The following is a 12,622-nucleotide window of genomic DNA, read 5'->3' on the forward strand; positions in this document are numbered from 1 at the left end:
GAGGATCAGGAGTAGCAACCCCGCTGCCGACCCCGTAGGCCAAGGTCAACCGGTGCCCAACGTGTGCGCATAGGGGCGGGCTGCTCACCGTCGTTGCCGTCAACGTTGCCGCCATCTGATGGTTAGCCCTGGGGGCGCGGGCTGAGAACGATGGGGCCGGGGCCCGGACGGATTCGCTGTTTGGAGGCTCTGGTGGTGGAGCGATACCCGTCGAGCTAGCGTCGAACTTTTGGAGACTGCCGAGATGCTCTGGGGATTGGGGACGTGGGCATGAGCCTCGCTATCTCGTTCATCGCTTTGGCCTTCAGCCTTGCTGTCTTCCTCCACGGTAGGTGGCGGGACAACCGAGACTTGTTTCTGAAGCTGCATGAGCGCCTCGTTGACGCCGAGATGCAGAAGGGGCGTCGCCTGCTCTACGAAGTTGCAGCACAGCGGAGAGACATCGCAGACCTCAGCGAGGGTGACCACTTGGTCATTCATCACGCGCTAGCTGCATTCAACGTCCTGGGCATCTACTACCAGAGACGCTATGTGAGTAGGAGAGATGTCCTGGATCTTTGGGCACTGCCGCTCGTTCGCACGCTCGCGGCTGCTCAGCCGTTCCTGGAGGAACGCGACGCTCACCAGGGTGTCCCGGTCTTGTCACAGTTCAGATCATTGTGTGGCGATGCAAGTGACTATTTGCACCAGCAAGGAATCTCATATCGCCCTCCCCATGAGCGTCCCGAGGAATAATCCACACTCTCCCGCACGTCCACACCGATCCAAGAACATCCAGCCCCGTTGTTATAAAGCGGTGCCGATTGGCCGGCGGGTCAGCCTGTTGTAGAACGTGGAGCTACCGCATAGGTCTGGAAGAAGTTGCCAGCGGTCAGCTTGGCGTACGCGAGTTGCTCCGCGACGGCCATTTCGTCCTTCCAGCGCCCCTGACCATCGGCAAGCGCGACCGCGAATCCGCGAACAGCCTGCTGGAGCTGTTCCCAGGTCTGCGTGGTGACGACTCGCATTCCCGGTACGGCGATGCCCTTGTCGTGGATGGTGTTGCTGGGGTGGACCATCACCGGCACCTGGTCTGCGCCGGAGTGAGTACTTTCGTCCCAGCGCACGCTGCCGCCGAGCTGGTCGAGGTCGCTCTTGGAGATCGTGTCGGTCGAGCAGCCGGTCTTCAGTTCGATCACGGCGTGGCGACTGGAGCTCAACGCCCACAGATTGTCCGGGCCAGTTCCGTACCGCTTCTCTGGGCGAGTGCTCGCCAGACCGAGATGACGCCCCAGACGCTCCCACGCTGCCTCCGCGTCGTCGGTCCGGTCCTCATCTCCCCAGACGATCTCGTCCAGCAGTGCCCGGACGCCCAGGACCAGGGCCATGCCATCCATATAATTTTCCGTCAGGAACTTCGCTGCTGCTGCCGCTTGCGCTGCTGCTGCCTTGAGCTGCGTCGGCGTCACTCCAGCGGCTGGTCGCAGGACGAATGGGTTGTCGGCCAGTGCCCTGGTCAGCATGCGTTGGGCTGCAGCTGCGTCAACCTGGTGCAGGTAGGCGGCACGTTGTTCGGTAAGCAGGCCCCTTACTGCCTTGTCCTGGAGTTCTGTGATGGTGCGCTGCATCTGATCAGCGGCCTCGAGTAGTTGCCCGGTGACGGCCAGGTCGAACGCTTCCCGGGCCGCGATGGCTTCGGGGCGGACAACGCTGCTCTCGGCGTAGCGGATATCGGCGAGTGCCCGGTGACTCAATGTCATCCACTGCGGTTCGCGATCCAGGCAGGCGCTGATGGCGGACCGGACCGCGGCCAATCCCTCCCCTTCAATCTGCTGGGCGATCTGATGACTGAGCTCGACCTGGGCTCGCGTCGAGGGGGAGAGCAGCCCGCGTTGCCGGGGCTCATGGATCGCCACAGCCAGTTCGCTGCCCAGGAGGAGGACAACGCAGTGATCCTCGCTGTCGCGTACCCCCCGTCCCATGCCTTGCTCGATCCGCTGAATCTGCCGGGTCAGCAAGGTTTCGCTGCCCCACAAGACACTGGCCTCACGGCGCTCTGCAGCGTCCATCGGGCGAGGCACACCATCCAGGATCAGCAGGCGGCAGGCATCGCCAGGCAGGTCGACACCGTCGTACTTGTTGACCAGTACCACCAGGCCGACATGGCCAGCCTTCAGGTCCGCTACCCCGGCTTCCAGGTCACCGACGAGGTGGACATAGTCGGCGTAGGGGTGCCACGCCAAGGCGGCTTTCTTGCTGGGCACCAGCACGACCACGTTGACCGGTTCGTCTTCGACGACGCTGTCGCCATCACGGTCTCCGTCGGCGAACTGCCGGGCCATGACCCGTACGGCCTCGTCGTCCAGCTCAGGATTAAGGCCGACCGGTGCCAAGATCATCCGATCGCCCAGGTCAGAAGCGCTCCCCGGCGTGACTGGCCGCCGCAGCATCGCGGGATCAGCGTCCAGATCGGTGACCAGCACGCTGTCGTCGGCGAGGGTGGCGGTGAGGTAGACCCGGCGGGCAGCCTCATGGAAGGCGGGAATCATCGCGATCGGCAGGCACGGCGGACGCAGTTCCACACCGCGGCTGGTGACAGTCGCCGCGCACAGCGGCAGTATGTCCCCGATCAGCGGCCACACGAATTTGAACTCGTCCTCCTTGGCGTGCGGGTGCAAGATCGCCATGACCTTGTCTCGCCTGTCCGCCCAGGACCAGAACGGGATTCGGATGGTGGCGGTGTAGTCGTCGGCACAGACGTCTGCCCAAGCCTTGGGGGACTGGGCCTTCAGGTCCTCAGCGAACTCTTCGAGGAGTTCGTTATATGCCTCATGCTCTGCGGGGATAGTCAGCCGAAACTGACCTTCGGCGGTGGCCAACGCCGCGTGGGCGTCGTCCACGACGACGATGCCCAGGTTGATCTTCTCCCTGTCGTCTCCCACCACGCCAAACACCGACATGCCGTTGATTAGCTTCTGGAAAGTCGTCACCAAGATGGCCCTCCCCTGGCGGAACGCCAGGTCCCTGGCATCGTCGGTGGTGACCAGCCCCAGCCGGTCCGCCTCCGTCCGCACCTGCCGTGCCAGGTAGGTGTCCGGCGCGAGATAGATGGCCTTGCCCACTCCCTCGTTCAACGTGCTCTGAGCGATCAGGAGGCCGACGACGGTCTTCCCACCGCCAGTGTTCTGTTTGATCACGACGTCGCGGTCGCTGCGGCGATCAAACCAACGCTCCAGCACCTCACCCTGCTCATGCCGAAGATAGGGCCAGGGACGATGGGGAAGCGCAGCGTAGATCTCGCGCGGCCGCAACAGCGGCGACACGTTTCCAGCGCCGACACGGTTCCAGTCGAGTGGCATGGTTCGGAGTCCCTCCTCGGACTACATCGTGATGCGAGCGTCGCCATCATCTCGCGGACACCGGCGCAACGTCTTACCACGATCAGTGATTGAAGCCCGCCACACGCGGCTCTCCTCCAGACCGGGGAGTCGCCCATCGCCTCTGTTACCTGAGCCGGGTACCTGACTTGACTCTCGGCGAGAACTGAGAGCGTCTGCGTCTCGCAGCTGGGCAAGCTCCCTGAGCTGCGCTCGGGCAGCCCCCAGTGGCAGGCCGAGCGAGAACGCATAGCGACTCTGGAGCGCACTCGGCTGTAGCTGGACGTTGCCGTCCGGGTTGACGTAAAAATGCCAAACACATGATCGTGCCCGGGCTTTTGGCTGTTCAGAAGATGTGGGCAGGGGAAGGGGAGGGGGCGAACCGCCGACCTTTCGCTTTTCAGGTCACCCAGCCCCAACGCTGTACTGACCCTGCGAAAACCCTGATCCCTGACGAGTGACAACCCGATAAGCGGATTGTCTTCCCAGTAAAGCTACCACCGCACTCCTGTCAGCCTAACAGCGGAAGGCACGTCTCACTTGGGGGTTAGGACGGGAGTCACGACAGGGCCAATGCTCAGGTGTATGTGGAGCTGGGTCTTGACCAGGGGATTAAGTTTCGGTTGAGCCTGGTTCCTGGCTACTTGGATCTGTTTGTTCCACCGTGCCCGCCTCAGAGGGGCCGTTGGGATTGGAAATCAGACAGTTCGGGCGGGTACAGGGAAGGTGAGAGTTGGAGTTCAGATTGGCCAAGGCGAAACGTGCGTTGATGACGGCCGGTGCATCGTGATCGGGGCTGCCGTACAAGAAGCGGGACATCGCATCGAGTGGGGTATGAGCATTACGGACGTCGGTGAGAAGTCCGAAGGTGAAATCGCGGTCTAGGTGCGAATCATGAACGGCCTCGGACCAATTAACTAGGGTACGATAGGCGGCTTCTCGAACCTCTGGCTGCTGTAGAGTGATCGCCCATCCACTGATTAGGAAATCGCGAATTTCTGGCGAACTCTGTGCAAGGGTGATTAGAGTGCCCAATACACTGATGGAGTGTGCTTCGGATACGCCATCTCCGATCGAGGGGTCAGTGAGTGCCAAGAACGCGCGCGGTCCTGCGGGATGGTTCGGGTATTTCTCCAGCCAGCTATCGATAGTTTTGACGATACGCTCCAGATTTCTTCGATTCTGGGCATGGTTCGCCAGGACTGCCGAGGCGATCTGGGAGGCTTCATCGTCCTTTGCTAGAAGGTGGCGGATGCGAACTAGTGCAGTTTGTGGCCAGCGAAGCCCATACTTGCCAGCGCAGACGCGTGCGACAACGATTCTTTGGCTGGGACTCCTTTTCGTCCACGTCAATAGTCTGCTGTGGACATCTCGCGTGAGTTCTTCGGTGAGAGCTGCTTGGGTTAGTAGCTCTGCAATAATGGAGGACCGGTCGTCATCAATGTCCGGGGCAGATACCCATGACTCTAGAACCGAAAAGAATGGCGGATCGGTTGCGGTTCGTGACAGATCTAGCAACCGCTCCCCGACTTGCTTGGTCCAGTTCTCTGCCACAGCTTTTGCGGAGGTGATGAGCTCTAGCCATTCACGGGTCTGAGTCCGTTCGTCGGCCCAATGATGCCAGTCGGTGCGAATGGCGGCCATGGCAAGACCGGGCCGGCTGCTGAAGGTCGCCGTATCGGCTTCAGTGACGTCTACGCCAACGTCGCGCAGTCGACGACGCGGACTGCGGCCCTCACGGAATCGTTGTCTGGCTTGGCTGGCGTGGGGATCGAAGGCGGTGGCAGCCTTGATACACACTTCCAGCGGCGCGCCTTCAAGAAACGCGGCGGCCAAGAGCATCACACGGTCCTGGCCACGTGTTCCAGTGTCGGCGAGGATCCTTTCGAGATAGTCGGTCCATTCCAGGACTTGGTCGCGAATTTCCTGCAGGTCTTTGCGGCCCAGGTCTGGTTCCTCGTTGATGCCGTGGAGACGCCCAATCGCGGCCGTAACCCTGTCAGGGGAGACAGCGCGGAGCCGCTCGGCGATGCGGACAGCGTCTGTCGGGCTGACGTTGTGAGGGATCAGGGTGGAGAAGATGCCGGCACTCTGATCGGGAGTCGCCTGCCGTCGTAGCCCTACCCGAGGTGTGCCGATTTGGGAATCGACTTGTAGCCAGCGAGCCTGCTCCGAAGCGCTCAGTCGATGGAGAAGGTGGTTACGGGCCACCTGGGTAGGATCAGGGCGAGTGGCTGGTTCGCATAGCCGAATGTCACCCGGCCAGTCTGCGGTGCCACCGATTAGCACCAGGCACGAACCGACTCGGTGGAGATCCTCTGCCCATGAGGTGAGGGCCTGTGAGGTAGCCGGGCTCAGAGTGCGCTGGACGGCATCCAGCACAAACCCTCGTCGGGGCAGCGGGTCGGGCAGAATTTCCTGCGAAGGGGTCTCGTCCTCATCCCAGTCTGGATATAGGTCGAATATTTGCCCAGAATTATGATCCATCTTGTCGGATGGCGCGAAATAACGAAGGATGGCTCGCAGAGCCGTGGTCCTGCGCCCACTACCGTGTTCCCCAGTGACAACAGCCAGCCCTTGGCTGCTCAGACTTCTTCGTACATGTTCCGGGGTGGGGGTGTGGGCCCACAGTGGCTCAACCGCTGGTTCTAGATCTTGCTGAGGTACCGGCCAGATAGGCACCTTTGCTCGGTGGAGAATATTGATAGGCGCGTTGCTGTGACCGCCGACTTGTACAAGCGGTCCACTGTTCCCCTGGGCGAACTGAGAGGTGCTTGAGTCCTGCGTTCCCTCTGTCATTCTCAGTTCTCGCCTATCTTTATGCCGCCGGAGTTGTCGCGGCCGATCTGAATGACGGGCCCCTGATTTCCCACTGCATTTTGGTTGAGAGAAAATGGTTCCTTGCTATTGGATGCCGCCAGTGCAGCCAGTTCGGGTATCGCGTCGGGGTAATCCTCGACCAGTGTGAGGAACCGTCGTTTCCAGCGGTCGACGAGGTCTGATTCGCTCAGTTCAGCGACCTGCGCGTGATCGGCATCCATGCGCCGCACGTGTCGCTCTTGCTCGTCCTTGCCGCCGTGCCCGAACAGGCGTGCAGCGGCCGCTCGCATCGTCGCCCAGGCGTCCTTGGTCATCTCTGCCACCAGCGCGGCGGCAGCTGCGCTGGCCATTGCTACCAGGTCGGTTTGATCACTCATCGTTCCCCCAGGTCGTTGCATCAAGGGAGTCCCGCGAACTTCCACGCTGACAGCCCCTCTGTATCAGAGGAGCTTGTAGAAAGATATACAGCATCCTGTCGGCAAACTGGACAAGAAGTCGTCGGATGTGTAAAACGGCCCGCAGGAAAATTCTGTTTTGGTTAGTCCAGAAACAGGCCATGGTGTCCGAGGTGAGGAAGTGGACTTACTTACCTGCTCGGATCATCATCTCGGCCTTCTCGGATGTCTGGCTGTCAGAGTTGACTTCCTCGATTGGCCGACACTCGATCTCGCCGAAAAGAGGTCGGTGCTCATGGATGTGAGAGGCTGGTGCCGAACGCGCCGGAGTGTTCATTCGCGCGAATGAACACTCCGGCGCGTTCGGCACCAGGGGTGACGCAGCCCGGTGGTTCACGCTCGCTCAAGCTGGAAAGCTTCGACCCTGTTTTCCACGCCAGACGGCCGAGATCCAGTCAGCTAATCCTTGTTGTCGGGCAGCAACGAGCCGAGCACGCGAAGCTTGCGTACATGCTCCGACTTGTGAAACGCAGCGCACAAGTGAGACGACGACGGTGAACGTGAGGGGCCTGGGCGCTGGATGCCCACGCCCCTCACGGCCTTATCGCTTCGGCCCCGGTGTGAAGCTCGGGTCGTACGGAGGTTTCAGTGCATACGAGTCTGCGCCGTGGTGGAGCCATTCGTTGAAGGTCATGGGCCACGGTGCGGCGACGGTGTGATCCAGGGAGAGGGGACGATCACGCCGCAGCAGCCCAGGTCCTCCCACCACATGGTGCCGGCCAGCGGGCCGGAGGCGACCATGCGGGTGTTGAAGGTGCAGCCGTGGCTCCGCGCGATGAACGTGCCCGCGACCTGCCACCACTCGAGATCCCGAAACTCTCGGACCCAGGGGTCCATGGCGGCCGCAGGCGACTCGTCCTCAGCAAGATCTGCTCGCTCGGGATGCCGCTCCCACAGAGCGTCCTCGTACTCGGCCCAAGTGTCCGGATGCGGGAACGGCGCCCGGAGCTGTTCTCCCCAAACGTCCTGATGCTTCCAGCCCCAGCCGTCGGCGGTACGGCGCAGGAGTTCCACCTCACCGCCCGCACTGACGTTCAGCAGGTAGTCGCGATACTCCAGCGGGAAGCTGATACCGAGGTCATGTTCAGCGTCGGCGACCTCGGCCTCCGTCAGAGGTGCGTGGGAATCGGTCTTCTGCCGCTTGAGGAGCTTGCGAAACATGTGTCGATGATGACCGTTCCCAAGTCGCCGTCCGAACGGTTATTAAGCCAACCCTCTCGTGCGAGGTGACAGCGACGGCCCCGGACAAGTGCCCGGGGCCGTCGCTGCCGTGCTCAGTCCTCCATGATGCGGTCGTAGGTTCGGCGGGCGCGTTTGCTTGCGGCGCTCTTGCCGTAGCGGCGGAGCATCTGTGGGGACGTCCAGCCGTTGAGTTCCATCAGGTCGCCTTCGGCGCCGCCCCGGTCGAGCCAGGTGTGGGAGAAGTGGTGGCGGAACTTGTGCGGGTTGACGGCGACGCCGCACTCCTCGCCGCGTCGGGCGACCATCTGGTAGATGCCGTTCGCCGTCATGGGCGGGCGGTTGTTGGTGCCGAGCCAGAGCGAGCGGTTGGACGCGTAGGTGTGCTTGGCGCGGACGCGGATGTAGCGGTCGGTCGCGCGGGCCGCTCCGTGGCCGAAGCGGACGATGCGCTGTTTGTTGCCTTTGCCGGTGACCAGGAGTTCGCGGCGCATCAGGTCGAGGTCGCTGCGGTCCTGGTCGTCGGGGTCGTAGGTGATTCCGGCCAGTTCCGAGAGGCGGAGGCCGGTCGAGCGGAAGAGCGTCAGGATGGCGAAGTCGCGGCGCTGGACGAACGTCCGGCCTTCGCAGCTGCGCAGGAGCTTGTTGAGTTCGTCCTCTGTGAAGACGGGGACGATTTTCTCGCCGACGGACGGCGGCCGGAGCTTGGCCATCGGGTTCGGGAGTTCCTCGTCCTCGGACCACCAGCGGAAGCACTGCTGGAGGGCCCGGTACTGGTTGTTCGCGTAGCTGTCGGAGTAGGTGTCGAGCAGCCAGACCATCCAGGCTCGGACGTCGTCGGGGATGACGTCGTCCCAGTCGGTGTGGGTGGTCTTGTCGCGGAGGTGTGCAGCAGCGAACCATTGCGTCGCTTCGACGTAGGTTCGCACCGTCTTAGGGGATTTGCCCTCAGCGTTGAGGTGCAGGGCGAAGGAGTTGATCGCGGCCTGGAAGGAACCCGCTTGGAGGTTCTTGGGCCGCCTGCGATGCGTACCCATCGTGGGAAGTTTTCCTCTGTTCCAGCGATGTACACTTGGGGTGATCAACCCGTTACCAGTGTTCTCGCTGGTCAGAGGCAAGATGTGGGCAGGGGCGGGGTCGAACCGCCGACCTTCCGCTTTCAGGCGTACGAGCCCTCGCCCAGGTCGGCGACGGCGCCCGGGCGGCTCGGGCTCCAGCCCAGCCGCTCACGCGTGATCTCCGCGCCGACGGACTGGTCGAGCGCGAGCGCCTCGGCGAACGGCTCGCCCAGCTCCATCGCCGCGTCCTCCACCGCCCAGACGCGCTCCGCGCCGTCCGCGCCCGTGGCCCGCGCGGCCGCAGCGGCGAGGTCCCGGACGGGGACGGCGGGCTCGGCGACGGCGTGCCAGACCGTTCCGGCGGGCGCGTCCGCGAGGACCGCGGCGTACAGGTCACCGAGGTCGTCGACGTCGACCATCGGCCAGCGCACGGACGGGTCGCCGACGACGCGGGGCCCGCCGTCCTCGGCCGCCCAGCCCACCAGCATCGCCGGGATGCCCCCGCCGCGTCCGTGCACGATGCCCGGGCGGACGACGGTCGCGCGGACGCCGTCCGCCGCCGTCGCCAGCACCCGCCGCTCGATCTCCGGCCGGTAGCCCACGATCGGGATGGGGTCGGTCGGGGCGTCCTCGTCCAGCGTGCCGGTGCCGGTGGCGCCGAGCACCCAGACGCCGCTGGTGTAGACGAAGGGCCGGCCGCTGCCGCGCAGCGGGGCGGTGAGCGCGTCGACGGCGGCCGCGTCGAGCGCGGCGTCGCCGCTCGGCGTCGCGGCGTTGACGACCGCGTCGACGTCGGGGCTGACGGCGGCGGTGAGCGACGCCGCGTCGGCGAGGTCGCCCTGGCGCACCTCGGCGGCCCCCGGGGAGCCGGTCCGGCCGGGCCGCACCAGCGCCACGACCTCGTGCCCCGCCTCCACCAGCCGCTCGGTCAGCGCCGACCCCGCGTAGCCGCCCGCTCCGATGACCAGAACACGCATGACGTACCTCCATCAAAATTCTCGACGTCGAAAATCTAGTGCCGTGTCAGGCAACGTTCGCCCTGTTGACGACGGCGCGTAGGCGTTGGTCGTCAGCGTGGCGGTTTCGCCAGATGATGTAGCGGCGGATCATGCTGGCCTGTTGTTTGTGGGTGGTGTGGTCGGTGCCGTCGAGGGTGAAGTAGCGCAGGGCGGTGAACTGTGCCTCGATCCGGTTCAGCCAGGAGGAGTTGGTGGGGGTGTAGGCGATCTCGACGTTGTTGGCTGCGGCCCAGGTGCCGACTCGCTGGCACTTGTTGGTGGTCAGGTGCGGGGAGAAGTTGTCGCAGACGATCGCGATCCCCACCTGGGGCGGGTAGAGGCTGCGCAGGTAGCGGCAGAACTCCAGGAACTGGGTGCGTTTCTTGACCGGTTTGATGTGTCCGTAGAGCCTGTCGCGTTTGAGGTCCAGGGCGGCGAACAGGTGCCGCACTCCGCCGTAGCGGTTGTAGGTCGCCCGCCGCCTGTGCCGTGGCCGGCGGTCGAGGTCCTTGTGCCTGCCCCCTCGTCCGGCCCACTGCCGGCCCGGGTGGGGCATCAGGTTCAGCGGCCCGAACTCGTCCATGCAGAACACCACTTCGGGCTCGCCCGCCTCGGGCACGACCTCGCCGTCGGCGATCGCGTAGAGGTGCTCGACCCGCGCCTTCTTGGCCGCGTAGTCGGGGTCACGCGAGGTCTTCCAGGTCTTCAGGCGTTGAAACGAGACGCCTTCCTCGCGGAGCAGGATGCGCAGGCCCTCGTGGCTGATGTCGTCGACCACCCCCTCGGCGACCAGGAACTCCGCCAGCTTGGACAGGCTCCAGGTCGAAAAGGGCAGGTCATGCTCAACAGGCTTGGACTTGGCGATCTTCTTGATCTCGCGGCGTTCGGGCAGCGTGAACGTCCTCGGCCGACCGCCCTTGTATTTGGGGTAGAGGGAGTCGAAGCCGTCGGCGTTGAAGTTGCGGATCACATCCCGGACCCGGTCATCACTGGTGAACGACACCTCGGCGATCCTCGCCACCGGCATCCCCTGAGCCGACAGCAACACCATCTGGGCCCGCCGCCAGGTCACCACCGACCCAGTACCCCGACGGATGATCCGCAGCAGACGCCTTCCCTCATCGTCATCGATCTCACGCACCCGCACACGTTCAGCCACCCGAGCATTCTGACCGTGACACACCGCCCAAGGAATCACCCCAGACCGCATGTCACCACAGGGCGAACGTTGCCTGACGCGGCACTAGATCCATGCGCCCGGCACGGCGTCGAACCCTGGGAGTTCGACGTCCTCGCCACGCTTCTGCGCTCCGGCCTTCCGTACGTCCTCTGCGCGGGCGACCAGGACCGGCTCGCCGACCTCCTGCGTGTCCTGCTCGTTGGCCTCGGGGGCGGCGCGTCCGCCTGACCGCCGACCCAGTCCTACGCCCGCCGGGCCCCCGCCGCATCGTCCTGCGGGCGTACGTCTTCGGGCCAATGCCGGCGGCCGGGGTCTTCAATACGATCAAGACATGTCAGCCATGTCGCGTCCGGCGCCCGGTCATGGCGCGATCCTCGGCGAGGCCCCGGCCTGGCTCGCGGCCATGGCCTTCCCGCCGCTCCTGGCCTTCGCGCTGCTGAACGACGCGGGCTCCCTGGGCCCGAGCCTCCTGGTGCTCGCGCTCCTGCTCCTGCTCCCGTCCGGTCTGCTGACACACCGGCCGCTGGCGGGCCTGGCGTTCATGCTCACCGCCTGGGCGGGAGGAACCCTCGCGCCGGTCACGTGGCGCTTCGCCTACCTGCTGCTGCTGGCGAACGCCGTGGCGATCGTCTTCGTCTCGGCCACCCGCGCGCGGCGCACCTCCCTCGCCGCGCTCGCGATGACCCTCTCCGTGCAGCTGTTCGTCGCGGCGTTCTACCTCAACGGGTCCCCGGCCCTGGTGCGGACGGTGATGGTCGTCCTGCTCATCGGCGGGGCCGCGTGGATGGTGGGCGACACCGTCCGCGAACGCCGCGCGCACGCCGAGGCGCTCAAGGACCAGGCGACCGCCCGGGCCGTGACGGACGAGCGGCTCCGGATCGCGCGCGAGCTCCATGACGTGGTCGCGCACAGCATCGGCATCATCGCCATCCAGGCGGGCGTGGGCGGCCGCGTCATGGAGTCCCAGCCGTCCGAGGCCCGTGACGCGCTGTCGGTCATCGAGGCCACCAGCCGCGACACGCTGGCCGGCCTGCGCGGGATGCTCGGCTCCCTCCGCCGCGCCGGCCCGGCCCCGCTCGCCCCGGGACCCCGGCTCGCCGACCTCGACCGCCTGGCCGACGCCGCCGGGCGCTCCGGCGTCCGCGTCGGCCTCTCCCGCGCCGGACGCCGTCGTCCGCTGCCCGCGGAGATCGAGCTGGCGGCCTTCCGGATCGTCCAGGAGTCGATCACCAACGTCGTCCGGCACGCGGGCACCGACCACTGCCTCGTCGCCGTCGACTACCGGGACGGCGAACTGGCGATCGCGGTCACCGACGCCGGCCGCGGGACCGCCGCCGGCGGCGCGGGCTACGGCATCACCGGCATGCGCGAACGCGTCACGCTCCTGGGCGGCGACTTCAGCGCCGGCCCTCGCCCCGAAGGCGGCTTCCAGGTCACCGCCCGCCTCCCCCTGAAGGACTGACCGCACCGAACAGGACGAACCCACCCGGCGACGCCGTGGTGACCCTGACGTCTGCCGCGTCCATGCCGGGGATGTCGTGTCGCGGGATCGTCACGGTGAGTGAGTAGGCTCGGG

General features: G+C 65.0%; 10 protein-coding genes. 3 read left to right on the top strand and 7 right to left on the bottom strand.

From position 1 onward, the window contains the following. Positions 1-270 precede the first annotated feature (270 nt). The gene (locus tag EBO15_RS03265; RefSeq protein WP_122192786.1) at positions 271-735 is read left to right on the top strand and encodes a hypothetical protein; all 465 of its coding nucleotides are present in this window, start codon (positions 271-273) and stop codon (positions 733-735) included. 80 nt (positions 736-815) lie between these two features. Here the strand turns inward: EBO15_RS03265 and EBO15_RS03270 are convergent, their stop codons facing one another. From EBO15_RS03270 to EBO15_RS03300, 7 genes are all read right to left on the bottom strand, one after another. Continuing rightward, positions 816-3,338: a DEAD/DEAH box helicase gene (locus tag EBO15_RS03270; protein WP_122192787.1), complete on the bottom strand. Its 2,523-nt coding sequence runs from the start codon at positions 3,336-3,338 to the stop codon at positions 816-818. A gap of 630 nt (positions 3,339-3,968) precedes the next feature. Next, positions 3,969-5,567 (bottom strand): hypothetical protein, encoded by a 1,599-nt coding sequence (locus EBO15_RS43525; protein ID WP_147481365.1) that lies wholly within the window; start codon positions 5,565-5,567, stop codon positions 3,969-3,971. Positions 5,568-6,157: 590 nt separating this feature from the next. Next, entirely contained in the window at positions 6,158-6,553 is a 396-nt protein-coding gene (locus EBO15_RS03280) for a hypothetical protein (RefSeq protein WP_147481366.1), read from the bottom strand. Between the two features lie 708 nt (positions 6,554-7,261). Next, positions 7,262-7,792, bottom strand: coding sequence for an SMI1/KNR4 family protein (locus EBO15_RS03285; RefSeq protein ID WP_122192790.1), 531 nt, complete (start codon positions 7,790-7,792; stop codon positions 7,262-7,264). Positions 7,793-7,905: 113 nt separating this feature from the next. Further along, on the bottom strand, positions 7,906-8,847 hold the full coding sequence (locus tag EBO15_RS03290) for a tyrosine-type recombinase/integrase (RefSeq protein ID WP_122192791.1): 942 nt from the start codon (positions 8,845-8,847) through the stop codon (positions 7,906-7,908). Positions 8,848-8,969: 122 nt separating this feature from the next. Continuing rightward, positions 8,970-9,845, bottom strand: a complete 876-nt coding sequence (locus EBO15_RS03295) for an NAD-dependent epimerase/dehydratase family protein (protein ID WP_122192792.1) — start codon at positions 9,843-9,845, stop codon at positions 8,970-8,972. A 46-nt stretch (positions 9,846-9,891) separates the two neighbouring features. Then, positions 9,892-10,938, bottom strand: coding sequence for an IS630 family transposase (locus EBO15_RS03300; protein WP_199744301.1), 1,047 nt, complete (start codon positions 10,936-10,938; stop codon positions 9,892-9,894). A 156-nt stretch (positions 10,939-11,094) separates the two neighbouring features. Here EBO15_RS03300 and EBO15_RS45100 point away from each other — a divergent pair, with 156 nt between their 5' ends. Beyond that, positions 11,095-11,274, top strand: coding sequence for a hypothetical protein (locus EBO15_RS45100; RefSeq protein WP_199744302.1), 180 nt, complete (start codon positions 11,095-11,097; stop codon positions 11,272-11,274). A gap of 103 nt (positions 11,275-11,377) precedes the next feature. After that, positions 11,378-12,508: a sensor histidine kinase gene (locus EBO15_RS03310; RefSeq protein WP_122192794.1), complete on the top strand. Its 1,131-nt coding sequence runs from the start codon at positions 11,378-11,380 to the stop codon at positions 12,506-12,508. Positions 12,509-12,622: the final 114 nt, after the last annotated feature.

This window comes from Actinomadura harenae, assembly GCF_003696215.1.
GTDB lineage: Bacteria > Actinomycetota > Actinomycetes > Streptosporangiales > Streptosporangiaceae > Spirillospora > Spirillospora harenae.